Origin of the sequence: Pseudomonas sp. S3E12 (assembly GCF_001702295.1) — a bacterium.
GTDB lineage: Bacteria > Pseudomonadota > Gammaproteobacteria > Pseudomonadales > Pseudomonadaceae > Aquipseudomonas > Aquipseudomonas marginalis.
The window spans coordinates 217,486-242,101 of record NZ_MBDT01000030.1; the positions used below are offsets into that span (position 1 = coordinate 217,486).

Genomic DNA, 24,616 nt, shown 5'->3' on the forward strand with positions numbered 1-24,616 from the left:
GGTTCGGGGTTTTTTTATGGGTGTGCATCAGTCCTCGCGGCTCTGCAAAATCTTGCGCGCCAACGCCGCATTCCTGTAGTCGAGCATCAAGGACAACCCCTCATAGGGTTCGATCTTTTTATTGTCGATACACAGCTGTGCCATCAGCAGCAGCACCTGGCGTTTCTTCTTGTTGACCCGCACGCCGGGTACGCCGAACGCGGTCTTGCGCGTTGCGGGTAACGGCGCCTCGGGCGTCAGTTGAACGGTTACCCAGATGCCCTGGACAAACTGCAACGTGATCTCCTCGATATGTTCGATGGGCAGCGGTTGCGCCAGGTTATTGAACACAAAATGCTCCGGCGTCAGGCGCAGCGCGGTCTGCGGTGCGCGCTTGAATCGACGGATGCCCAGCCACAGCAGGCCCAGCCCGACAAGGCCCAGGCACGCGCCTGCACCGACTGCCGACAGCGGTGTGCCTTTCAAACGCTCCGGGGCGAGCCAGACTCGACTCAGGATAAACAGGGCCGCCAGCACAAAGGGCAGGCCCGACACCGCCATCAGTACCCCGCGCCACTGGCCGCCTTCATGCAGGCTGCGCTCACCCTCGGCCGAAGCGGCCAGGGTTTCCAGCAGCTGGGTGTGCGCGCTGTTCTCCGACACGGCCATATCCATCACGTCGCGAGACAGCTGCTCGCGCAGTGCCTGAGGTGCGCTGAAGTAGGCTTCCATCTGGGCATTCGCTACGTCGCGATCCACCACGCGGGTGGCGCCGCGCAGGATATCGTCCAGTGGCACGTGCAGCGCCTGCAGGCGTTCGCCATTGGAGGGGTGGGAGTCGGAGGGATGGGGTTGATGAATCTCCAGGGCTTCGGCTGATGGTTGCAGTTCACACTCACGCAAGCGCGCGAACACGGCGTCGGGCAGGTCTGTAGCCGTGCCTGCCTCACACAACGCCAACAGTGCATCCTCGACGTGCGGCTGCAACACCGACACCCGCAACAACGCCGAAGCCGCCGCCTCAGGGCCCACCAACCGCGCGCCGGCAGCGTCCGCCAGCAACTCGCGCTCACGGCTCCAGTGGTTCACCGCGTCATCAAAGCGCTGCATGAAAAACACACCGAACATGAATGACGGCCGCATCAGCCGTCCCTGGATAAAATCGCTGGCCAGCATCGTGTTCAACAGCGCCTCCAGGCTGCGATTGACCCCATCGTAAATCGGCAAAAAGCGCAGGCTGTATTCTGTGTCCTGCCCCACAAAGTGCGCCAACTCATGGCCGATCACCGCGCCGATTTCCTCGCGGCTCAGCAGGCCCAGATACAGCAACGGCACATGCAAGGTGCGCCCTTGCAGCAAAGTATTCGCCGGTTGCACAGTGGCCGCGCTGGAGGTCACGTAAAAGCCCTGGGCCAGGCTCACCACGATGTGGTCCGGTGGCAGCGCGCCGAGCCGACCCGCCAACGCGTCCACATGGCGCCACAACCCGGGAGCCTGCGCGGGCGTCACCACCTGGCCGAACATCTCCAGCGGCTCAGGCTTAAACATCTCCAGCATAGGGCGCAGCTGTCTGAGCAACTGCCAGATCGAATACACACAGAACGCCGCGATCACCCCCAGCACCGCCATCAGCTTGACTTCGCCACTGCCCAGCCGGCCGATATGCCACATCCCCAAGCCTTCGAAACTCAACGCCAGCGCGACGGCCGCCGCCATTGCCGCCACATGGCCCACCAGCACGTAGGGCAACAGGCGGCTGCCCAGGGAGAACACCTGCAATAACCTCTCCCGTGATTGCCGTGCCCGCCGCCCGGCCCAGTACGTACCTGCCAACGCAGCCGCACCAATCAACGCCGCCAACAGACCCAAGCCCATCACCCACGGCGCCAGGACCCGCATCGCATGGTTCACGCGGTGGGCAATGGGCAGCTCGGCTTCGATTTTTTCCAGCCGCGAGAGGGCCGTTTGCACGCTGATTTTTTCATCGACCAGGGCGACCATCGCTGTCGGCTCCTTAGCCGCCAGCGCCTGGAGTTGCTGTTTAGCGATAGTCACCGTGACGTAGTAATCGGCCACCGCAGTGGTGGTTTCGTCAGCACGCTGACGCTCCCAGCCACCGAGGGCGGCCAGCAGCAGCGGGAAAACGATGAGAAGGCAGATCAGTTTCAGGGCGTTCATGGGAGTCCGTTCACAACGCAGGGGTGTTCAGGTTTATACCGAAAAAAACGCCCCTGGGTATCTACACCACCCTTAAATGCGGGCACACACACTCTGTGGTGAGCGGGCTTGCCCCGCGCCGGGCTGCGCAGCAGCCCCAATAAAGACACTGAGATTTTTCTGTTAAAACTAAGCGCCTGGTTTTGGGGCCGCTTCACAGCCCTACTTACAGCCCGGTATTCCCAGGCGACTCCAACACCTTCACCGCATCATCAATAGCGGACCTACAAAGTCCAAGCATGTGACTAAGGTGGAAAATTTATTGCTTGTCCCTACCGCCCCTCAATCAACGCCCGCTCCTCCAACCAAATCTCCTGAACAAACTGATCCGTAATCGCATAAATCCCATGCCCTCGCCGCATGATGATGTTCTCCGCCACCAGCGCAATCACCACGGGTTGAATCTCTTCAACCCGCACTTCGCGACCTATCGTCATTGAATATTCCGCTGCTGCATCGGTAGAGAAAATCCCCCGAGCATCGCCTTCCGTAGCCGCGATCTTGTTGAAAATCGCCTGAGCCAGGCTGCCCAGTTGTTCGACTTTTTCAAGCTCAATACTTGCCGCCGCTGAGCGTAAGGTGCTGGCAATCACGGGGAGGAAAAGATCAGGATCACCGCCCTGTTGCAGTAGCTGACGCAATGCCTTGAGCATTTCCTCGGGTCGATTGCCCAGGGTATTGAAGGCTTCGACAGCGGCTTCAAGTGAGGGGAGCTTTTCCTTCTTCACCGTCATTGCCAGTCGGTTGAGCAGGAATTCAACGTAGTCACCCTTTAGCAGTGGATACGCGGCCGATGTCGCGCCGTAAAACGCTTGGTTGCGTTTGGCGGTCAGCTCGCTTACCTGGGCTCTGTGGGAGCCTGTGCCGATAAAGAGGAAGTAGCCCGGCGTATTCGGGCGCGGGTTGATTGCATCACGAGCAGCCTTGAGGGCCAGGAGCAGTTGGTTGCCATCGTCGGAGGAAATGGCATGTTGCACCTCGTCGATGATCAGCACGAGATCGGTCTTCGCTTGGTCGACGACCTCTGCGAGTGCTTGCGCCAATGTGGGGCCGTCGGCGTTGCCGATGCTGTCGAGTTTGAAACCGAACTTGAATCCTGCTGCGCCCAGATCGACATTGCTGACTCGCTTGAGCGTTTCCAGGATTGAAGAGCCCGGCGTTTGCAGTTCTTTCAGGGTCTTGTGGATGGCGTTGTGCACGAGCGTTGCCGGGTTGGCCAGCGTATCGCTCCATAGGTCGACGTAAATCACCAGGGCGCCTGCTGCTTCCAGGGCTGGGATAAGGTCGTTGCGCAGGAAGGTCGTTTTACCTGTACGGCGCAGGCCAGACAGAAAAAGACCTGAGCGTAGACCTTCATCTAATACGCCTGGATTGAGAAGCTGGTTTGCCATCGATTCAGCCAGTTCAGGGCGCTGAAATATGCTGCTCATGCAATTATCCCTTTTTATGGATACGCCATAATTATTGCCAATACATAATTTGGCATAAAGGATGAAATCCGGAGCTTTGGCGCGAAAAGAGGTGATTCAACGGGAGGGGAGGTGAGGCGTGGAGGGGATGATCGAGGATGAATATGTGGTAAACCTCCTGAATTCGAACGTTGTCGATCATCCCTTCCGTAGAGAATAGGCAGGAATCCGCCAAAAGCTGCCGTGGCAGCAGGCTGCCGAAAGCAGTCCGCTGTCAACGCCCTCTATCGGCCGACGCTGTTGAAATATCGAGTACGAAAGCGGTTTTGTCTGGCAATTGCGCTACGTGCCGATCCGGTCGCCAAGGTGGTGCTTACCAGTTGTAACTCACCGACCCGGTCACATTTCGGCGATACCCGTATTTGCAGCTGTCGCCGGTGTAACCACACTGGGAGACATAGGTTTCATCGGTCAGGTTGGACGCATTGAGCGCCAGCTTCGCCCCTGCATAGGATGAAGACAGCTTGCCCAGGTCGTAGCTCAGGCTGGCGTCAAACAGCGTGTAGTGGGGAATGCCTTCGCTGTTTTGCGAGTCGATATAGCTCTTGCCGACATAGCGTACTCCTCCCCCTATCGCCAAGCCCGATAGCGCGCCGCCCTGAATGGTGTATTGCGACCAGAGCGAGGCCAGTTGTTCAGGGGTATTGCCAGGTTGATTGCCTTTCTCATCGGCCGTATTGCTGCGGGTAATTTCAAGGTGTGAATAGCTGTAGTTGGCCATCAACTCCAGCGCATCGGACACCTGCGCCTTGCTTTCCAGTTCGATACCGCGCGACTGGATTTCTCCGGTCGCCACCGAGAAACGATTGTTGGCAGGATCGGCAGTCAGTACGTTTTGCCGCGTCAGGTCGAACAGCGAGACGGTCACGTAGCTGTCACTGCCCTTGGGCTGGAATTTGATCCCGACTTCGTACTGGCGACCGGTTTCGGGTTCGAAGGCACTGCCGTCACGCGCCACTGCCGTGATGTTAGGGAAAAACGACTCGGAATAGCTCGCGTAGGGCGCCAGGCCGTTGTCTGCCAGGTACATCACACCGGTCCGCCACGTGAAGGCGTGATCGCGCTGCTTGAGGTCTGCCGCCGTGTCGGTGGCGTAATGGACCGTTTTCGAGCGTGCCCAGTCTTGGCGACCGCCCAGGTTAAAGACCCAATGTTCGTCGAATTTGAGCTGTTCCGAGAGATACACACCCGCCTGGTCTAGCTGACGACGCTGGTTGATGTCGTAAAAGGCGTCCAGGTCGCTGTAATCCTGGTGATAGACCGGCGCATAGATATCCAGGGGATCAACCACGTTGCCACCCCCCAACTGGTTGGTACTGGCGTGTTGCAAATCGATACCGACCAGCGTTGTATGTTCGAAACGGCCGGCGTTCCACTGGGCCTGGAAGTGGTTATCGAGCAGCGCATTCTTCACTTTTTCGTGGCCCAGATATCCGAAGCGGCCCACGGTGCGCTGGTCGTCATCCAGGCCGTACTGGTAAATCGTGCGCTGTTCCTGATAGGAGCGGCTGTAACGGGCGTTCTGGCGGAATGTCCAGATATCATTGAGGTGATGTTCAAACTGATACCCCAGTGACCACTGTTCTACATCGTACTTGTCGAAGTCAGGGTCGCCGACAAAACGATCCGTAGCGATCCGTCCGTAACGCGAGCTGTCGAGTGTGCCTACCCGGGGCAACGCGTAGTAGCCCAGCACATTGCGGTCTTTTTGAAAGGACGCCAGCACCGTCAACGAGGTGTCGTCCGAGGGGCGCCAACTGATTGCCGGGGCGATGAATTGACGGTCATCACGGGCGTAGTCGATTTGCGTACCGCTGTCTCGCCACAGCCCGGTGAGGCGATATGTCAAGACGCCGTCATCGCTAAGCGGCCCGCCGAAATCCGCAGCCAATTGCTTGCGATCAAAACTGCCTGCCTGCGCCACCAGTTCATGCAGCGGCTCATCGGTGGGACGCTTGCTGATCACGTTGACCATGCCGCCCGGTGAGCTTTGACCGTAGAGCACCGACGATGGCCCGCGCAGCACTTCCACGCGCTCCAGCCCATAGACTTCACCCACGGCACGGCTCTGGTTGGCAAAGCTGTACTGGCGCAGGCCATCGCGATAGATACCACCGCCAGTCGTCGCGTCAAAGCCACGAATACTAATCGTGTCGCGTCGGGTATCGACACCGTTGGCTTCACCATTGACCCCCGCCGTGTAGCGCAGCACCTGCCCGATGCTTTGCGGCTGCTGGGCATCGATCTGCTTGCGGGTGACCACGCTGATCGATTGCGGCGTTTCCATGATCGACGTATCGGTCTTGTTGGCACTCATGGTCCGGCTGGCGACCAGGCCATCGTTGCGGCCCAACGAGGTGTCGTATGCGGTGCCACTGATGGCGGTCGGCGCTAACTCCAACACGTCGCCGTTGCTTGGTACCAGCAGCAGGCTACCGTCGTCCTGGCGCTCATAGGTCAGCCCCGAGCCGAGCAAGAGCTGCGTCAGGCCGGCCTCAGTACTGAAATCGCCTTGCAGCCCCTGGGTTTTCTTGCCGGCCGTCAGCGTTGAGCTGCCCGCCATGGTAATCCCCGCCTGTGCGCCGAAACGTGACAGCGCAGAATCCAGGGGGCCAGCGTCGATGCTGTAATGCTGCGAACTACCCGCGGCAAAGACTGGAAGGCTGCAAAGCGGTTGCACGCTGAGCAACAACAGCCCAAGCGTACGGGCACGCAGGGCGCGGGAAGGTGAAGTCATACGGGGCTCCTAAGGGGTCAAGACCCACCTCTGGCGGGTGGGTGATCCCTATAGGCCAAGCGAGTACGAAAAAACTATCGTGCAGCGGAAAAAATATTTCAGGCGGGCACGATCGAGACCCAATACCGCGTCATGCGCTCGATACGCACCGGCAGCGTGCGCGCTACCAGGGTCAAGGCTGCGTCGGTGTCATCCAGCGAAAAACTGCCCGTGAGGCGTAATCCTGAGACCTGCTCGTGACAACGTAAAACACCGGGACGATAACGCGAGAGCTCCGCCACCAAGGCATCCAGGCGCAGGCGATCCGCCGGCAGAATCCCGCGCAGCCAGGCCTGGGCGACCAGCAGATCGGGGCGGCTCGGTACGCCGATACCCACGCGGTCCACCCGTGCCTGCCATCCGGCCTCAAGTGAAGAGGACGTTGGCTGGCCGCGTGAGTGCACCTGCACCTGGCCGCCCATGACGGTGACCTGCGTGCCCTGCCGGTCATGGCGCACCTGCAACTGCGCATCGCGGCTCTGCAGGATCGCGTCCGGCGTGATCAACTGCAGCGGGCGCGATTCTGCTCGCACATTCAAGGCCAGCTCGCCCTCTATCATCTGGATGCGCCGTACCTGCTCATTAAAATCCAGGTTCACCGCACTGGCCGTGTTCAGCCATAGCGAGCTGCCATCCACCAGGGTCCACTGGCGACGCTCGCCTGTTCCTGTGCGGTAGTTCGCCAGCGCGGCGCGCACTGGCGTGGAACCCGCGCCTTGCCAGGCAACTGTGCCAACCGCACCAAGAACCAACAGGCGCTTGAGTAACTGCCGACGTTTCTGCATGTCCGGCCCAGCCGACGCCAGTGCCCTGCGCGCGGTGGCGTCGCGCAAAAGATTCGCTCCGGGCTGCTGCAACAGCGGCAAGCTGGCGACACGTTGCCAGGCCTGCTCATGCTCATCGCTCGCCTCGCGCCAACACTGCAATGCTTCCAGATCAGGCGCACTCATAAGCCCGGACTGCATCCTGACAAGCCAATCAATGGCGATATCGCGCACCTGCGGATTAATCTCGGCCCTCATTCGAAACGGCTCGCATAGCAAACGCTGAATGCCTTGCCCATGGCCCGTTGCACTTGAGCCACAGTCAAACCCAACTGCGCAGCGATCTGCGGGTACGTCAGGCCGTCGAGCTGGGACATGAAGAAAATCTGCCGTATGCGCTCAGAGAGCCCAATCAACAGCGAGTCGAGCTGCAACAAGGTTTCGATCACCAGATACCGGTCCTCGGGTGACGATTCCCCCCCTTCGGGCCGAGCAGCCAACGCTTCAAGATAAGCCCGCTCGATCTCCTGGCGGCGCCAGCGATTGACCAGCAGTCCATTGGCAATCGCCGCGAGAAACGCCATGGGCTGGCGCAACTCGCGCACCTGCTGAGGGGCGCGCAGCACACGGATGAACGTGTCGTGGGCCAGATCCTCGGCATCGGCACTGTGCCCCAACCGCCGGTTCAGCCAGCCCTGCAGCCAGCCGTGATGATTCTCGTACAACTGTTCGACGGACGATGTTGGGCTGGCATCCTGCATGTGAGGCTCGCACTGCGTGAATGATAATGCTTCTCATCGTATTGATCGGGCGCATGGTTGTACAGTGTTTACACCTGTTTGATGGGGTGGAATTCTCCCTCCATATTCCTGACGGCCTTTGAATTACCCTGGCCGGGTTTGTTTTCTTGCAGTTGCCGATATTCATTCAAACGCCAAACAGCACAAAGCCCCGAGTTATGGGGCTTTGTGCTGTGGTGATGAGTCTGGACCACTGACTTGCAATCAGTTGGTCAATTACCTGGGCGCTTCGCGGTCACCTGGCAAGCTATAGGTCACTCGATACGCATACGTGGTCATAATCAGCTCCCGGCAATCGGGCACTGGAGACGCTTTCCCTGCATGAGGGAAACGCTCCAGCATTAGCATCTGCAATGCCTTCCTGCACGGCTTTGAAATGCCAGGATTCATCAGCCAAGTAGCGGCTCAAAGCGCGCTGCAGGTGGTATTGACGATCTCGGTCGGTCGCCTGCGCCAGTTGATCCAGCTCGCTGGCAAGTTCGGGCTTTACTTGGAAAGACAGAACGGGAGGCTGCCATAACGCTGCTCCATACATTTTTGTATACGCTGTGTACACGGCATGCAGACGCTATGCTTCGGCTGGTAGTCGGCCAATAGCGGTTTGTCGGTTTGGGGAAGGATTTACAGGCGAGCGACTGGGTTGTATTAACCCAGAAACAACAAAGCCCTCACATTTCTGTGAGGGCTTTGTTTTGTATGGTGCGGCACCAGGAGTCGAATCTGTTTTTAAAGTATTGATTTTTAAAATAATTTTATTAAATGTCGTACTTTTCTATCTCTAAAAATACCTCAAGACCTTCGCTTTCTGAACCTACCTAAGGTAATGAGCTGATGAACAATCAAATTAGGATGAAGATGGTTACTTGGTGTTGTGTGTCAATGTGCTACTATTTTGAGGCTTTGGGTATAGATCCAAAGGTGCATCACAAGCTGTCAAGTCCCATGACGGCACCGACGGTTACGTAACCGACGGTGACGAGTAATGAGACGAGCAGCCCACGGATACTTATATTCATAGGTACTCCAAGTGTGACGCTGACATGATACGTCAATCCTAGCAATAGCGGCCAAGTCAGGAAACTGATTGAAGATGTGAGGAACATATGGGTTTATCCGATCAGGTGGTTTTGGATTGCCGCCATCCTAAGCCTGATCGGTTGGCTCTATATCTACGGAAGGATAAAGATAATGAAGGAATGGTTTAAATCCCGCGGCTATCTTCACTTCGATCCTCAAGTTAGTAAAATTACGGCATCTCGTGTGGTTGCTGAGCCAAAAGTAGTAGCAGCTCATTCTTTTTATCCGTTTATTAGATATGCAGTAAGCTCGCAGAAAGTTTTCTTCGATAAGACCTATAAAAAGGTTCAGGCGAAGGAGCCAAAAGTCAGGCCGATATCTTATGCTTCACATATGGATAGCCATATTTATTCGTATTATTGTCAATTATTGGATGATCTTTATGAAACGGAGCTGGCCTCTTGTTTATGGGGGGATTCAGTACTTGCGTTCAGGTCTTTAGGTAAGAGCAACATTGATTTCGCATACCAAGCATTTGTCGATATCTCTTCTAAGGGCGAGTGTTGTGCCATAGCTTTAGATGTGAAAGGGTTTTTTGATAATCTGAATCACAATACTCTCAAGCAGGCTTGGGGTAAGCTGCTGGGCTGCGCGAGTCTGCCTGCTGACCATTACAAGGTGTTCAGATCACTAACGAAGTTTTCGTTCGTTGATCGAGATGCATTGTATGAAAGGTTGGAAATATCAAAAAATAATCCCAGAAATAATCGAATTCGTATTTGTACTCCCTCGGAGTTTAGAGACGTAGTTCGTGCTGAGAAGTTTGTTGAAGTTAATACCGACATAAAAGGTATACCGCAAGGTTCTCCTATCAGTTCGATGCTCTCGAATATTTATATGATGGAATTTGATGCTGCCGTCTATGATCATGTATCTAGGCTTGGTGGGACCTACTACAGGTATTGCGACGACATTCTAGTCATCGTTCCTATCGGTTCAGAGGGTGGAGTGACGGATTTCGTGTCTTCCCAAATATCAAATATGAGTCTTGAGGTTCAAAGCTCAAAAACAGAGACTAGGACTTTCCGTATTGCACAATATGGGCTTAGAGCGGATAAACCTTTGCAGTACCTTGGTTTTATATTCGATGGACAGCGAATTTATCTTCGCTCCGCATCGCTTGCGAGATATCAAGAGCGTAAGAGGAAGGGTGTGTGGCTAGCTCAGAAAACAATGGAAAAATGCAATACGTTGCGCATTGAACGTGGGCAATTGCCACGATCTATGTATCTCAAGAAACTTTATAGTCGATATTCTTACTTGGGGAGGCGGAATTTTATAGCTTATGGGTACAGAGCTGCTTCAATAATGGGGTCGAATTCAATTAAGAAGCAGCTTAAGTCTCATTGGTCGCGTTTGCAAAATAGAATTTCGCTTGCCCAAGAGTAAGCTTTGTTAAATTCATGCTGGTTGTACGTCTACTGATACGCGGCTGATTTTATAAATCGCGACATTACCTCCCACAGCTTTGTCGGGGTTAAATAGAGCTAGGTTCATTCCCTCGCTAACCGAACTCCGATAAACGACCCCATCGTACCCACTCTTTTTTATAAACTCGCAAAGGTACTGGCTGGGGACATAATCAATCGCTGCTCCTTGTGGCAGGACTGGTCGAGTAAGCTCCTCTCCCAAGCGTTCGAGGAATGGTATATCCGCACGTAATTGGCCGATTGCACCAGCATCTCCCAGCAAAAATGGGGATACAAGCTTTCGGGGGTTCCGAAGATCTACCGCCTTGAGTGGCGGCTCGATTCTAAACTCGGCAACGCAGGCTATTTCACCTGTATGCGGACGTACTTCCGCAGCTGCGGTGTCGGGCTTTGAGCCCACATATAAATATGGGATCCCTGGTGGGTTTGCTCGCCCATGAGAGGACAGTCGTTTCGGAGGCGGACCCATATCTCCAATTGGATAGGTAACGTCGCCGGTACGAATGCGCGCTCGATACCACAGGCTCGGAAGATCGTCAGCAGGAAGGTGGCTTAGAAGTTCTTTCAACCGGTCGGTATCGAGCGGTTGATCCAAAAAATAACGATTTTTATACATCAATTCATCGCGTAAGGTCTCCCATCTAACTAGGACCTCACTCTTGTATCTTTCTGACGGTGAGAAACTTCTTCTAACTATTTCGCCGTCATCTAGGATTTCTCCAAGAAGTTCCTTTGAGTGTGCAACATCCATATGTGGATGTGAGAATAGTTGCCAATCTTCTTTCAGCCATTCTACGAGTGACTTTCCATTTGGGTCTGGTTCATAAATGCTGATTAAAAGTTGGAACCAGTCTGCAAGAATTCTTGGGGGGACTAGTTCCACGTCTGTGGATTTGCAGAAGTCGCAATCGCCTCTTCCATCAGAGATTAATGGAATAATATCTTTGCTTAAACCTCGGTCTCCGAAACACTCAGGACAACATTTGGTCATAGCTATTCTCAACTAAAAAATTTTGCAAGTGTCTCAATGTGATGATTTAGTGATAGCTTTTTCAAATATCCGAGACCTGGAAAATGCCCTTTCTTCGATAGTTCACGCAACTCTTGGATCGCAGATGTTTCGTAGAGGTTCGACTCGCCTGAGTCTAGTTTTTCTATTAGTTTTTCCAACGCTTCTGCGAATTTTCCTGCAGGGTCGGTAGGGGTGTCTTGGCTATCAGACACGAAATGATAGACAAACATTGCATCATCTTGATCCGGGTCGATGAATGTTAAATGAATTGCTACGGCGTAGGCGGGGCCGCCGGACTCTGAGTAATCGTCGCCGACAATTGAGAAATCCCCAAATCCATTCATCCCTTCTTCTTCAAAGGTCACGTTCAGATCGCTAAATAATTCTACCGGGGGATAGTCACGGTTGCGACGGCGTTTAAACCCATCACGGAGGAGAATACGTTCGCTTCCTAAAAAATGCTTCCGATAGGTTTTTGGGCAATATGTTTCGTTAAATACATTGCGCGTTTCTTCGAGTCTGTCGCCAAGTGCTGCAGCAAGCTCTTTACCGTGGGTAAATCCCGCATGGATGAAGGTTAATTGATGGTTGGGATGTCGATTGCAGTGGGCTATTGCCTCTGCCACGTCGATGTCCTGGCGCAATAATATTCCTACCCCAACGGAGTCCTTGCCTATGAAGGTTTTGAGTAATTCTGTTATTCCTGCTCCGTTCTCACGATGATCGCCATGATACGGATTGACGATAACGACAACTTTTCCATGAACATCGCAAACTGCTTTCAAGGATTTATCGAGCCCATTGAGCGCTTCCCGTACAGGCTCGATAATAGGGACAAAGTCAGATTTTGCGAAAATTTCGGCTTTCTCACGAACAGATATCAACTCAAATTGCTTACCACGAAAATATGGGTAATACATTATGTTTATGTCCAGTCCATGGCACTTGAAATTGGCGTGCGCAAAGCCGTTATAAGACGATTCTGATCTTCGGGGCGGATTTTGATAGAAAGTGCTGCTGGTTGAAGCGAAATGGGAAGGTTTACGACAAAATCTTTGAGTGGAGCCAAGCTGCGCGTGCGTTTTAAAGTCTCCACCATCGCTTGGTGTACAGCTTCAGGGGCTAAGCCGGCAAAGCATTCGCGTAAAGCGCTATGAAGCATCGTATTCGGGACTTGGGGAGTAGCGACACCGAGTCCATTAAGGATTTCGCAAGCTTCGCTTGAACGGAGGGATTCAAAAATCGTAACAGGACAAACTCTGTCTGGGCGGTCAGCGGCATTTCGAATCTTAGTGATTTGATGTCGGCGAGTTAGACACATGACCCCGATATCAATAGGAGTATTCTCCAGCACGTCGTTAACATGTCCGTCCCCTACAATTACATATACCTTTGCGAAAACTTTCTGATAGTTGGAGATTTGATTCGCCAAGCGAGTAAGCGAGTCTCTCTCAGACTTTATTTCATAAACGGTAGCTGTTCCGTTTAAGATCGCAAGATCTGCTTTGCACGAGCCTGCCCTGAACTCTGTCAGCATGCATGCTGTATTGAGTGAATGCGTACCCAGTAGAATATTTTGGGTTAAGGCTGCGCGATACACATACTCGTCGCGCATTCCGGAGCGGCGAAGAAGAGCGAATGCTGCATCGAACGCATCCCCGACACTCTGATCCGAAGCACAAGAAATTTTTGCCTGAGCCAACAGGCGAGCGAACAGACTCGACTGGCCCCGTTTCGCAATTTCTCGGAAAACGCCAGATGAAAATAGTCGCGACAGCGCTGAGAGCTGCGATGCGTTTGTTGACACGATCCCTCCAAGCTTTGCCTAACATTTGGAACGCAGGCGGTGCGCAATTCTAGATCATTAATTCCTATGCGGGAATTTTTAGACGGTTACCGGAGGATTCCGACACCGCATAAACTGCTTTATTTAACGTCGTCTCATCATCGTATGGCCCTGACGTCAGCGATTTTCAGCAATGTTTTCGTCAGCCACGGCTTGCCTAAGCGGAAGCAAATCAGTCGTAAAGTGAGGTAATAGTAGTATCGAGTTGTGGCCGCCAGATGTTTCATTTCCTGATCGAGGAACCATCTGTAGTGCTTTAGCTGCCACGTCCATGGATTATCTCGGAACCAGCGGTTAGAAATTGCCATTTGAATGGCTTTAGCTTGGTGAAGATGGCGCTGGCGTGTGGTAGGCGATCCAGTCAGGACGCCCCCCAGGAAAAGCTCCATATCGAATGGCTTGCTCATGCTCTCCCCCCAATGTAAGCCGATACCACGTCCATACGGCCGTGTCCAAGCTCATAGCTGATTTGCTCTCGGGCTTCCTGATCGAGGCGTCGGTTGAGTTGGTAGCAACGGCCACCGCTGATGGGCGCGGGATGCTGGGTGATTTGTTCATAGCGTTCGCATGCGTAGGCCGCGCGCAAGTCGTGGAAGCCTTTGAGTTCGTGCGTATGGAGGATGTCTCGAACCGAACGGACGGTGGCCTGTATGAAGTCCAGGTAGCTTTCGTGCGGGGCTAACAGATTGCGGCTACCGTCAGGCGAGAAATGTTGGGCGAATGCCAGTGCGTCACGGATGTAATCGTTCACCATGATCCAGCGAGGTGCCGAGGCTCCAGAGCGTCCGCCCTTGGTACCCTCCTGGATATTAACTCTGCCGAATTTCTCTGCTTCACATTTTAGGCGCGAAAGGTCGGCCAAAATGGCCTCGCGTAAACGCATACCGATGGCTCGTGCCAGGTACACAATGGCAGCAGCGCGCGCCAGTTGATGTTCGCAGAGTGCATCGATGATCTTCATCACTTGGTCACGATCCTGACCTTGCGGAATCGTAGTTCGAACAGTGGTGCGCTGCATTCCCAGCGCCTTGCTCGGGCTTAGCACTTTCACATACTGGTCACCGCGGAGCGCCGCCATGGTTCGGTTGACGCTGGACAATCGGTTTTGCGCAGTCGCGATGGCAAGCTCACCATGTTCAACTTGCTGGCGCAGATATCCTGCGTAGTCCAGCAAGGTCTGCCGGTCGATCTTCCTCGCATCGTTGAATCCCGGCCCATCTTCGGACCGACACCAGCGCACAAACGCTTGCCAGCGATCGGTGTGTGCTTTGACAGTCCCGTAATGCCCACCGCCGAACATGTCTTTCAGCGCCTGCGGCCCGGCGTAGCTCAGTTGCCGGCCATAACCAAAATTGCGCCCATCCCGATTACCGACCAACGCCATGATCAAACTCCTCTCGAAGCCAAAATCTTTGAAACCTTCCCCACGTCATCCCGCCAAGAATGTTGAGTGTTATCAGGGATCAAGGCCCCTGCGACCTGTGAGGGTTGTCCACTAACGCGGGACTGACGGCTCTTTACGACCGGGAGCTTGGGCATCTCATGATCTGGCCTCCTGAACACTTGCGAAGAAGTGGGCGGGCGGAGGCTGCACTGGCTGACGAGACCAGCGCTGCGAGATCCTGAGTCGGGTGAAGGCAGTGATGCGATGACCGGGGCATGCCTGACTGTCAGTCAGGTGCAGTCCATTCCGTGGGCTGCGGCACCATCATCTGCATCGCTGTTGCTAGTGACTTCGGTGTTTGTCACGCCGATTGTCACGAGGGGGAATGCCGTAAAGCCCTGTACGAGTTGGGCTGCAGCAGCGGTAGGAGCGCCCGTCTCTTTCCGGAAGAAAGAGACGGGCGCAGGTTGGCGCAAAGAAATGGCCAAGCGGATAGGTTGCTGCAGGGCAGCTATGCAAGGGGATGTGTTGCCGCAGTGGGCACACTGGTAAAAGTAGGCATCCATCACATCGCTGTGACCGTGCGAGCCGCCGGACGCTAATCGCACTTTGGGAGAACCACCAGGGTGTGGCGTAGCCTTAAAGGTTCTGGCTACTGGGGTTGCTGTCAACGACAGCGCTTTGCCCGATCTTTTCTACGCCTGTGGATAATTCGGGTCAAGGCTCGAATTTTTGGGAGTTCTGCGGCGGTGGATGAAATTATCCACCGGTGGAAATCTGTGGTTTTCCACAGACAGTTGAGTGGGCTTTAGATTTTTTAAGTGAGGTCCATCCAAACAGGGCGGCTTTGCAGCCCTGTTTGGATGGACCCGCGTGGACAAGCGGATCACTGAGATATGAAGACCGAGCATTTACTCCGTTGCGCCACGTTTTGCTTTTAGGCGAGTGACGTTCGCTCCGATTTGGTTTGCAAATTCGTGGGGGGTGACTTGCTCTTGCCGGTTGGCTTCCAGGTACCGGCTCCACCAGTTCATGATCAGCCTGCGCTCCTCGATGAACTCTGCCTTGTGGATGTAAGCGGCGCGGACGTTGTTGCGTTCTTTGTGGCTCATCTGCCTTTCAATGGCGGTCTCGGACCACAGTCCTGACTCAATCAGTGAGCTACAGGCCATCGAGCGGAAGCCATGGCCACAGATTTCGGTTTTGGTGTCGTAACCCATATTTCGAAGCGCGCTGTTCACCGTGTTTTCAGACATCGGTTTCGACGGGTTGGCGTCACCTGCAAATACCAGGTCGAATTCACCGGTGAGGGTGCGGATCTGTTCAAGCAGGGTCACGGCTTGCGGCGATAAGGGTACAAGGTGGATGTCCCCGGCCATCTTCGTTCCCCTTGTTGAAAAGGGTACTCCGTCCAATGCGGGTCGAGTGTCCGGTATCTCCCAGGTGCCGCGCTTGAGGTCGAACTCGCTCCAGCGGGCGAAGCGCAGTTCGCTGGAGCGGACGAACACATGCAGCGAGAGCATGACCGTCAGCCGGGTAAGTGCGCGGCCTCTGTAGGTGTCGATGCGCTCCTGCAATTCAGGCAGACGCGATAAGGGTAAAGCAGGGCGGTGAATCACCCTCGGGGCTTTGATCAAACCTTCAAGGTCGGAGGCAGGATTTGCCGCGATCTGTCGAGCACGTTTCGCCTCGCGCATGATGCTTTGCAGGTAGTTTTGTACCCTTAAAGCGACGTCAATCGTGCCGCGTTTCTGGATCGCTTCCAGAGGTTGCATCAGGTCATGGGTGTCCAGATCGACAATAGAGCGAGCGCCGATCAGCGGGAAGACATGGGTTTTAAGGCGGCTCAGGACCGTCTTGGCATGGCCCGGAGCCCATTTGGCAGACATCGCTTTGTGCCAGTCCAAGGCTGCGTCCTCAAAGGTTCGGCCTCGGATTGTGGCTTGCGTCTTGGCTTGATGTTTGGACTCGATGGGGTCGATACCTTCCGCCAGCATCCGCTTGACCTCCAGCCGCTTCTTGCGCGCATCGGCGAGGCCGACCACGGGGTAGTTGCCAAACGAGGTCAGCCCTTCACGACCATCAGGTTTTACATACCTGAAACGCCAGCCTTTGCGGCCATTGGGTTGGACTAAAAGGTAGAGGCCGTCGCCGTCGAAAAGCTTGTAGGCGCGGTCGGTGGGCTTGGCTGAACGGCAAGCCGAATCAGAGAGCGGGGCAGTGGTGCGCGACATAAGGGTACTCCTCCCTTTATCGAATGACCTTACCCCTATCTTTATCCTTAAAACGGCTGGTATCCATAAGATTTTGGCGGAATCCGACGGAACGCCAAAACGAAAAAACCCGCCAGAAGGCGGGTTTTTCGGGGGTTTCAGAGATTTTGAAAGCCTTCTCTGGAACCTTGTATGGTGCCGGCACCAGGAGTCGAACCCGGGACCTACTGATTACAAGTCAGTTGCTCTACCAACTGAGCTATACCGGCGTGTTAGGGCGACGATTATAGCGACTGCCAAGGTTCTGTAAACCCCTGAAATCTGACTATTTTTGCGAAAACCCAAGTTTTCGCACATCTCCCCGCATTTCTCCGTGCCGCCAGCAAAAAATCAACGCTCGTGCATCGCCTCTGCGCGGGATTTGATGATCGGCTTGAGCAGGTAGCTCAGGATGCTTTTCTTGCCCGTGATGATGTCCACGGAGGCAACCATGCCCGGGATGATCAGCAACGGTTTCTCATCGGTGCCCAGGTGGCTGCGGTCGGTGCGCAACTTGATGACGTAGAAGGTGTTTTTCTTTTCTTCGTCCATCACGGTGTCGGCACCGATTGTCTCGAGTTTGCCTTTGAGGCCACCGTAGATGGTGTAGTCGTAGGCGGTGAATTTGATCATGGCTTCCTGGCCGGGGTGCAGGAAGGCGATGTCCTGTGGGCGGATCTTCGCTTCCACCAGCAGGGTGTCGTCCAGTGGCACCACTTCGGCCATGTCGCTGCCGGGCTGGATCACGCCGCCGACGGTGTTGACCAGCATCTGCTTGACGATGCCGCGCACGGGCGAGGTGACCATGGTGCGGCTGACGCGGTCTTCCAGGCCTTTGGAGGTGGCTTGGGCCTTGCTCAGGTTGGTGCGGGCTTCGTTCAATTGAGCCAGGGCTTCGCTGCGAAACTTGCCGCGGGTCTCGTCGATTTTGCGCTGCACTTCGTTGATGGCGGCCTGGGCGCGGGGGATGGCCAGGGTTGTGCCGTCGAGCATGCCGCGGGTTTCGACCTCGGAGCGTTTGAGGCGCAGCACTTCTACCGGCGAGATCGCGCCTTGCTGTACCAGTGGTTCGGACATGCCGATTTCCTGGCGCAGCAGGTTCAGGCTGTTGCGGTATTGGTCCTGCTTGGAGCTGAACTCACGTAGCTCCTGCTGGCGTTGCAGCAGCTGCTGTTGCAGCCCGCCAATTTCGTCTGCCAGCTGCTGGCGGCGGCTGAGGTACAGCGACTCTTCGTTCGAGGCCTGGTTGGGCACGGCTTTGCGTGCGGCATCGGTGATGTTCAGCGGTCGATTGTCGACCTCGGCGCTGAGGCGTTCCACACGCAGTTCCATGGCCACGCGGTCGGCTTCGGTTTCGCCGACGTTGGAGGCAAATCGGGTGTCGTCCAGGCGGATCAACGGCGCGCCGGCTTCGACGATCTGCCCTTCATGCACGTAGATCTGCGCGACGATGCCGCCTTCCAGGTTCTGGATCTTCTGGATGCGCGACGAGGGGATCGCCTTGCCTTCGCCCTTGGTCACTTCGTCGATGATCGCGAAGTGGGCCCAGAGCAGCAGGAACACGAAGAAGCCGATCACGCCCCAGATGGTCAGGCGCACGATGCGGGGTGCGTCGTCGATCAGGGCCTTTTCGACCTCGGGCAGTGGCTGGTCATCGAGGGAGTCGCGGCCCTTGAAATAGCGGAAGATAACGTCCTTCAAACGGCCTGCGCCGGACTTAAGCAACACTGATCTGCCCCTTTTTCAGCGCTTCCATAACGGCCGCCTTTGGACCGTCTGCGAGGATCTGGCCACGGTCGATCACCAACAGGCGGTCGACCAGGCTCAACAGCGAAGCGCGGTGGGTGACGAGAATCACCGTCTTGTTTTCGATAACCGACTGCAGGCGCTGTTTCAAGCGCTCTTCACCGGTGTTGTCCATGGCGCTGGTGGGTTCGTCCAGCAGCAGAATCGGCGGGTTCAGCAGCAGCGCACGCGCCAGGGCAACGTTCTGGCGCTGGCCGCCGGAGAGGTTTTGCCCGCGCTCGCCCACTTGCAGTTCGTAACCTTGCGGGTGCAGCCTGGCGAATTCATGCACGCCGGCGAGTTCTGCGGCTTGCAGCACCATCTCATCGTCCACGTAGCGCGCCCCTGAGACCAGGTTGTCACGCAAGGTGCCGGCCAGCAGTTGGATGTCCTGGGCAACGTAGCCGATGTTGTGGCGCAATTCGCTGACGTCGATCTGGCGGATGTCCACGCCATCCACCAGCAACGAGCCGGAGTCCGGCTGGTACAGGCCGACCAGCAGCTTGGCCAGCGAGCTTTTGCCCGAGCCGCTGCGGCCGATGATGCCGATTTTCTCGCCGGGACGAACATTCAGGTTGATGCCGCGCAGGGCCAGGGTTTGCTGGTTCGGGTAGGTGAAGTCGACCTCGCGGAACGTCATCGCACCTTGCAGCGATTTGCGGCTGAGCGGGCGCTCGTCGAAGTTGCGTTCCTGGGGGAGCTCCATCATCTGGTCCACCGAGACCATCGTCACCTTGGCTTGCTGGTAGCGGGTGAGCAGGCCCGACAGCTGGGCTAACGGGCCAAGCGCGCGGCCGCTGAGCATGTAGCACGCCACCAGGCCGCCCATGCTGAGGGTGCCGTCGATGATCTGGTACACACCGAAGATGATCATCGCCACGCCCGCCACTTGCTGGATCAGCAACGTGATGTTCATCGCCAGGCCGGACAAGACCTTGACCCGCAGTTCCAGGCGGCTGAGGGTGCCAATGGTCTGTTCCCACTGGTATTGACGTTCGCTTTCGGCGTTGTTGACCTTTACCGCATCCAGCCCGGCGAGGGTTTCGATCAGGCTCGACTGCCGTTCGGCACCCAGGGCCATGGTGCGCTCAAGTGTCGCGGTCAGGGGTTTTTGCAGGAAATGGCCGATACCCAGGGCCAGCGGGAAGGCGACGATGGGAATCCACACCAGGTGGCCGCCCAGCAGCGCGATCACTGCGAGGATGATCAGGGTAAAAGGCAAATCGATCAGGCTGGTGAGGGTCAGGGAGGTGAGGAAGTCGCGCATCCCCTGAAACTCGTGGATGTTGGAGGCGTAGCTGCCGACGCGCGCCGGGCGCATTTTCATCGACATGCCCACGATGCGCTCGAACAGCGTCGCGGAAATGATCAGGTCGGTTTTCTTGCCCGCAAGGTCCAGGCACAGGCTGCGCATGCTCTTGAGCAACAAGTCGAACAGGTAGGCGCCGCAAATACCGATAGCCAGCACCCACAGGGTGGCGGTGGCCTGGTTCGGCACCACGCGGTCGTACACGTTCATCACAAACAGCGGTGCGGCCAGGGCGATCAGGTTGATCACCAGGCTCGCGGCGATGGCGTCGGCGTAGAGCCAGCGCGAACGTTTGAGCGTGTCCTTGAACCACGAGCGTGCGCGCGGGATCAGCGTGCCGCTGGTGATATCAAATTTATGCTGCGGTTGGGCGAAGAACACCCGGCCGCTGTAATCCTGGCTCAACACCTCACGGGTGACCTGGACTTCGCCGCCGTCACTTTCGCTGAGCAACAGGCGGGCGGTATCGCCTTCCCATCCCAACAGCACCGCACTGCGCCCTTCCTTTAACAGCAGCAAGGCCGGCAATGCGATGGATGGGATCTGCTCCAGCTTGCGCTGCAGCAAACGCCCCTGCAAACCTGCCCGTGCAGCTGCACGCGGCAGCAGGTCGGGGCTCAGGCGCTGCCCAGCCAAGGGCAGGCCGGTGGTCAGCATGGCCCGGCTGGCAGGCTTGTAATGCAGTGAGCAGAGAGCCAACAACCCATCCAGCAACGGGTCGTCATGCTGAGTGCGCGGGTCATGGTTGAGTTGCGCCAAACCTATTTCAGAATCCAAGCTGACTCTCTCTTAAACGGTTGTGTGGTCCAACGCCGTCAAGAATCAGTTCATCCCTGGCAGGTTTACCGACGGTTTAATATCGTTCTGCACAACTGATGCCAGCGGGGCAACCACACCCTGACTTCTCAGCAGTTGGCCCATGTCGGCCTTGATTCGATACTGGGTGTAGATATAGAGGCTCTTGATCTGTGCCAAACGCTGCTGAGCGGTGAACAGTTCGTTCTCGCTGTCGAGCAAGTCGAGCAGTGTACGCTCACCCAGGCTGAACTGCTGCTGGTAAGAGGTGCGCACTTTGGTGCTGCGGTCGACGTACTGTTGCGCGATCGGCACCTGCTGGCTGGCATTGTTGTAGGCGTTCCACGCCAGGCCGAGTTCTTCGTTCAACTGACGCAGGGCGTTGTTGCGAATGTCCAGCGCCTGAGTGGCCTGGGAGGCCTTGGACTGCAGGCTGGCCTTGTCGCTGCCGCCGTTGTAGAGGTTGAACTGCATGTTCAGCATGGCGGAGTAGCCATTGTCATGGCCTTCTTCACCGCCGATGTTGTTGTTGGCCGAGCGTTGCAGCACCGCATCGAAGCGCGGGTAGAAGGTCGACTTGGCGGCTTCGTACTGCTTTTCGGCAGCCGCGATGTCTGACTCGGCAGAACGCAACACCGGGCTGTCCGCGATCATCTCACGGCGTGCCTGATCCAGGCTGGCCGGCAGGGCGGTCACAATACCCATCGGCTTTTCCAGCTGGTCCGGCTCTTTGCCGACCACGCTCAGGAAGTTGGTATTGGCGTCCGCCAGGTTGGTCTGCTCGGTGATCAGGTTGTTTTGCGCCTGAGCCAGGCGGGCTTCGGCCTGGTCCATGTCCGCCATCCTGCCCACGCCGCGGCTGGTACGCAGTTTGATCTGGTCAAAAATGCGTTCGTGGCTTTTCAGGTTGTCTTCTGCCAATTGCACCATCTCGCGACGGGTCAGGACATCCAGATAAACCTGGGCGACCGTCAGTGCGGTGCGCTCGGACGTATTGAGCAGCGCATACCCACGGGAGTTGGCGGTGGCTTGTTGGCGGCCGACTTCATTAATGGTGCCAAAGCCCTGGAACAAATTTTGTTGCAGGCGGATGGTCGATTCGCCGCGGTTCAGGGTTTTCCAATCATGGCTGTTGCTGGCGGCGCGGGTCGAGGTGTTGTCGGAGCTTTCACGGCCATAACCGCCCAACACGTCGACTTTGGGCAGATAACCGCCCTGGGCCTCTCTGACCTGGTAGTCAGCGGCGATGCGCGCATTGATAGCTGCCTGGATCTCCGGGTGGTTTTCCACAGCGCTTTGCATTGCCTCGGGCAGGGTCTGCGCCTGAACGAAACTGGCGGCTAAAGCAAAAGGCATAGCTTTAAAAAGTTGCAAACGCATTTTGGTGTTTCCCCGGGGATTGGTTGCCTGAAAAACCGCAACAAAATTGGAATATTGCATTGGAGTGGCAACTCGAAACGCCCGTTTTTCTTGGGTGCCGAAGGGCGTAAACAGAAAGTCGCGAGGCCGCTTAAATATCAATGTGACATTACTGGGCGGATTGTTTAGGATGACGCCCAATAGGTCAATACCTTGACGGAAAAGTAATTTGATGAACCAAACAACAAATTATTGACGCCAAAATAACCACGCAAAATGTAAGTACTCCAGCTATCGATCGGCAAAGAGAAAGAAGCCGGTCTCCATGATGGATACCATTGAACGGTAATACACGGAGAGTCTTTTTTATGAGCAGCGTTGCGGTCGTCAAAAGCATTGTCGGTCAGGTGTTTGCGGTTTCCCCTGAAGGGATTCGTCGTCTGCTTGTAGAAGGGGATCGCTTGTTCGCTGGGGAGCAGATCGACACCGGCCCGGCAGGCGCCGTGTCTCTGGAACTGGCCGACGGCCGTATTCTCGATCTGGGCCGTGACAGCCAGTGGAGCGCAAACGCTCCTGACTCGTCCACCGACCTCAGCGCCGCCACTGCTCAAGCCGCACCGTCTGTTGCTGAACTCCAGCAAGCCATCGCTGCCGGCGCCGACCCGACCCAAGACCTCGAAGCCACTGCCGCCGGCCAAACCGCTGCTGGTTCAGACGGCGGTTCCGTAGGCGGCGGTCACAGCTTTGTTGTGCTGGACGCCACCGCAGGCGTGGTTGACCCCACCATCGGCTACCCGACGACCGGCTTGAATGCCGCTGATGCGGTGAACACTGTTCTCACTGGCGCCGACAATAATGGCGTCGACCCACGCAACGTCACCATCACCCTGACTGCCACGCCAACCATCACCGAAGCCGGTGGTGTTGTAGCCTACACGGTGTTTATCACCCAGGCGCCGACCAGCGACCTCACCGTGACCTTGTCCAACGGCCTCGCTGTCGTGATCGCCGCCGGCCAGACCTCGGGTGTGCTGAACGTCACGTTTGCCGGTAATGACACGCCTTACCTGGACGCTTCGTCGATTTCCGCGACCATCGCCGGTACCTCCGGCGGCGGCAACCTGATCATCACCACCGACCCGACGCCGGCGGTGACGCAGATCAACGACACCATCGACACCACCACCGTCACCCTGACTGCGACTGCATCGGTGGATGAGGGCGGCAAGATCGTCTACACCGCGACGGTGACCAACGCGGCGCAGACCGACGTTGTCATCAAGCTGTCCAACGACCAGACCATTACCATCGAAGCCGGTAAAACCACCGGTACGGTCAGTATCGACACACCTGCCAACCTGGCGGATGGCAAAGACCTTACCGTCAGCGCCACCATTACCAGTGCCACCGGTGGTAATTACGAGAACCTGGCGATCAATCCTGCGCCGGCAACTTCCACTGTTGTTGCTGTGGATGATCCCAGCGTCTTGGTTGCCGATACCAACACAATCGTCGAAGATAGCGTCGCTACCGGCAACGTGCTGAGCAATGACAGCGACATTGATAACGTGTTGACTGTCGCGACCTTCAACGTGGCGGGTACCACCTACAACGCGGGCCAGACCGCCATCATTGCAGGCGTGGGCAGCATCACGATTGGTGCCGATGGCGCGTATGCGTTTACGCCGGTCAAGGATTACAGCGGCGAAGTGCCGCAGATTGGCTACACCACCAATACCGGCTCGAGCAGCACGTTGACGGTGACGATTACACCGGTCAACGACGCGCCCGTCATCAGTATTGCGCCGCAAACCCTCGATGAGAACGCCGCTACAGCGGGTACCGTCGCTGGTACTTTCACCGCGACCGATGCAGAAACACCACGCGAAGGGTTGACTGTTTCCTTCACGGGTAACAGCAACGCGGATGGCTACTACGCCATCCTTGATAACAACGTTGTGTTGACTCAGAAAGGTGCGGATTTTGTTAACGCCGGCAATCAACTGCCGAAGATCGATCTGACCGTCACTGATCCTGAAGGCCTGAACTCCAACGGCACTGGCCAGCCGACCGTTACTCTGCACAACGACGTGCCAGTGATCAGCGTCGCGCCAGAAACCATCGATGAGAACTCCGCTACGGCGGGCACCGTCGCTGGCCGCTTCACCGCGACTGATGAAGAAACGCCACGCGAAGGTTTGACTGTTTCTTTCACCGGCAGCAGCAACGCGGATGGCTACTACAGCCTGTCCGGCAATAACGTTGTACTGACTCAGAAAGGTGCGGATTTTGTTAACGCCGGCAATCAACTGCCGAAGATCGATCTGACCGTCACTGATCCTGAAGGCCTGAACTCCAACGG

Annotated in this window: 17 protein-coding genes and 1 tRNA gene; 2 read left to right on the forward strand and 16 right to left on the reverse strand. The window is 56.2% G+C overall.

Annotation, left to right across the window (positions count from 1 at the left end):
- Positions 1-27: 27 nt before the first annotated feature.
- From BB029_RS24545 to BB029_RS32530, 6 genes are all read right to left on the reverse strand, one after another.
- On the reverse strand, positions 28-2,157 hold the full coding sequence (locus BB029_RS24545) for a M48 family metallopeptidase (RefSeq protein ID WP_065941129.1): 2,130 nt from the start codon (positions 2,155-2,157) through the stop codon (positions 28-30).
- Positions 2,158-2,468: 311 nt separating this feature from the next.
- Positions 2,469-3,626 carry an AAA family ATPase gene (locus BB029_RS24550; protein ID WP_065941130.1) on the reverse strand — a complete coding sequence of 386 codons (1,158 nt, stop codon included), beginning with the start codon at positions 3,624-3,626 and terminating at the stop codon, positions 2,469-2,471.
- A 352-nt stretch (positions 3,627-3,978) separates the two neighbouring features.
- Positions 3,979-6,402 (reverse strand): TonB-dependent siderophore receptor, encoded by a 2,424-nt coding sequence (locus tag BB029_RS24555; protein ID WP_065941131.1) that lies wholly within the window; start codon positions 6,400-6,402, stop codon positions 3,979-3,981.
- A 98-nt stretch (positions 6,403-6,500) separates the two neighbouring features.
- Positions 6,501-7,463 carry a FecR domain-containing protein gene (locus BB029_RS24560; RefSeq protein ID WP_065941132.1) on the reverse strand — a complete coding sequence of 321 codons (963 nt, stop codon included), beginning with the start codon at positions 7,461-7,463 and terminating at the stop codon, positions 6,501-6,503.
- Positions 7,460-7,966: a sigma-70 family RNA polymerase sigma factor gene (locus tag BB029_RS24565; protein ID WP_065941133.1), complete on the reverse strand. Its 507-nt coding sequence runs from the start codon at positions 7,964-7,966 to the stop codon at positions 7,460-7,462. Before BB029_RS24565 ends, BB029_RS24560 begins: the two co-directional genes overlap by 4 nt.
- A 286-nt stretch (positions 7,967-8,252) precedes the next feature.
- Complete coding sequence (locus tag BB029_RS32530; protein ID WP_083236481.1) at positions 8,253-8,540, reverse strand: CopG family ribbon-helix-helix protein; 288 nt, start codon at positions 8,538-8,540, stop codon at positions 8,253-8,255.
- A gap of 653 nt (positions 8,541-9,193) precedes the next feature.
- Here BB029_RS32530 and drt2 point away from each other — a divergent pair.
- The gene (gene drt2 / locus BB029_RS32535; protein WP_256558428.1) at positions 9,194-10,471 is read left to right on the forward strand and encodes an antiviral reverse transcriptase Drt2; all 1,278 of its coding nucleotides are present in this window, start codon (positions 9,194-9,196) and stop codon (positions 10,469-10,471) included.
- A gap of 12 nt (positions 10,472-10,483) precedes the next feature.
- Here the strand turns inward: drt2 and BB029_RS32540 are convergent, their stop codons facing one another.
- The 10 genes from BB029_RS32540 to BB029_RS24605 form a co-directional block, all read right to left on the reverse strand.
- On the reverse strand, positions 10,484-11,503 hold the full coding sequence (locus BB029_RS32540; RefSeq protein WP_083236482.1) for an RES family NAD+ phosphorylase: 1,020 nt from the start codon (positions 11,501-11,503) through the stop codon (positions 10,484-10,486).
- Between the two features lie 8 nt (positions 11,504-11,511).
- Positions 11,512-12,444, reverse strand: a complete 933-nt coding sequence (locus BB029_RS24570) for a sce7725 family protein (protein WP_065941134.1) — start codon at positions 12,442-12,444, stop codon at positions 11,512-11,514.
- Between the two features lie 5 nt (positions 12,445-12,449).
- On the reverse strand, positions 12,450-13,331 hold the full coding sequence (locus BB029_RS32545; protein WP_083236483.1) for a sce7726 family protein: 882 nt from the start codon (positions 13,329-13,331) through the stop codon (positions 12,450-12,452).
- A gap of 137 nt (positions 13,332-13,468) precedes the next feature.
- Positions 13,469-13,777, reverse strand: coding sequence for a hypothetical protein (locus BB029_RS24575; protein WP_065941135.1), 309 nt, complete (start codon positions 13,775-13,777; stop codon positions 13,469-13,471).
- A complete protein-coding gene (locus BB029_RS24580) occupies positions 13,774-14,754 on the reverse strand; it encodes an integrase domain-containing protein (protein WP_065941136.1) in 981 nt (326 codons plus the stop codon). The genes BB029_RS24575 and BB029_RS24580 overlap by 4 nt, the downstream gene beginning before the upstream one ends.
- Before the next feature lie 911 nt (positions 14,755-15,665).
- Complete coding sequence (locus tag BB029_RS24585) at positions 15,666-16,988, reverse strand: integrase arm-type DNA-binding domain-containing protein (protein ID WP_065941137.1); 1,323 nt, start codon at positions 16,986-16,988, stop codon at positions 15,666-15,668.
- 172 nt (positions 16,989-17,160) lie between these two features.
- Positions 17,161-17,236, reverse strand: a tRNA-Thr gene (locus BB029_RS24590).
- Positions 17,237-17,357: 121 nt separating this feature from the next.
- A complete protein-coding gene (locus BB029_RS24595) occupies positions 17,358-18,734 on the reverse strand; it encodes an HlyD family type I secretion periplasmic adaptor subunit (protein WP_065941138.1) in 1,377 nt (458 codons plus the stop codon).
- Positions 18,724-20,877 (reverse strand): type I secretion system permease/ATPase, encoded by a 2,154-nt coding sequence (locus BB029_RS24600; RefSeq protein WP_065941139.1) that lies wholly within the window; start codon positions 20,875-20,877, stop codon positions 18,724-18,726. The genes BB029_RS24595 and BB029_RS24600 overlap by 11 nt, the downstream gene beginning before the upstream one ends.
- 45 nt (positions 20,878-20,922) lie before the next feature.
- Entirely contained in the window at positions 20,923-22,275 is a 1,353-nt protein-coding gene (locus tag BB029_RS24605) for a TolC family outer membrane protein (protein ID WP_065941140.1), read from the reverse strand.
- Positions 22,276-22,622: 347 nt separating this feature from the next.
- On the opposite strand from BB029_RS24605, the gene BB029_RS24610 reads away from it, so the two are divergent.
- The coding region (locus BB029_RS24610) for a retention module-containing protein (RefSeq protein ID WP_141696583.1) at positions 22,623-24,616 on the forward strand (1,994 nt) is incomplete at its 3' end.

Bases quoted from the DNA above. Each gene is read 5' to 3' on its own strand.
- BB029_RS24545 (WP_065941129.1), bottom strand. From the start codon at position 2,157: ATGAACGCCCTGAAACTGATCTGCCTTCTCATCGTTTTCCCGCTGCTG.
- BB029_RS24550 (WP_065941130.1), bottom strand. From the start codon at position 3,626: ATGAGCAGCATATTTCAGCGCCCTGAACTGGCTGAATCGATGGCAAAC.
- BB029_RS24555 (WP_065941131.1), bottom strand. From the start codon at position 6,402: ATGACTTCACCTTCCCGCGCCCTGCGTGCCCGTACGCTTGGGCTGTTG.
- BB029_RS24560 (WP_065941132.1), bottom strand. From the start codon at position 7,463: ATGAGGGCCGAGATTAATCCGCAGGTGCGCGATATCGCCATTGATTGG.
- BB029_RS24565 (WP_065941133.1), bottom strand. From the start codon at position 7,966: ATGCAGGATGCCAGCCCAACATCGTCCGTCGAACAGTTGTACGAGAAT.
- BB029_RS32530 (WP_083236481.1), bottom strand. From the start codon at position 8,540: ATGTATGGAGCAGCGTTATGGCAGCCTCCCGTTCTGTCTTTCCAAGTA.
- drt2 (WP_256558428.1), top strand. From the start codon at position 9,194: ATGAAGGAATGGTTTAAATCCCGCGGCTATCTTCACTTCGATCCTCAA.
- BB029_RS32540 (WP_083236482.1), bottom strand. From the start codon at position 11,503: ATGACCAAATGTTGTCCTGAGTGTTTCGGAGACCGAGGTTTAAGCAAA.
- BB029_RS24570 (WP_065941134.1), bottom strand. From the start codon at position 12,444: ATGTATTACCCATATTTTCGTGGTAAGCAATTTGAGTTGATATCTGTT.
- BB029_RS24575 (WP_065941135.1), bottom strand. From the start codon at position 13,777: ATGAGCAAGCCATTCGATATGGAGCTTTTCCTGGGGGGCGTCCTGACT.
- BB029_RS24580 (WP_065941136.1), bottom strand. From the start codon at position 14,754: ATGGCGTTGGTCGGTAATCGGGATGGGCGCAATTTTGGTTATGGCCGG.
- BB029_RS24585 (WP_065941137.1), bottom strand. From the start codon at position 16,988: ATGTCGCGCACCACTGCCCCGCTCTCTGATTCGGCTTGCCGTTCAGCC.
- BB029_RS24605 (WP_065941140.1), bottom strand. From the start codon at position 22,275: ATGCGTTTGCAACTTTTTAAAGCTATGCCTTTTGCTTTAGCCGCCAGT.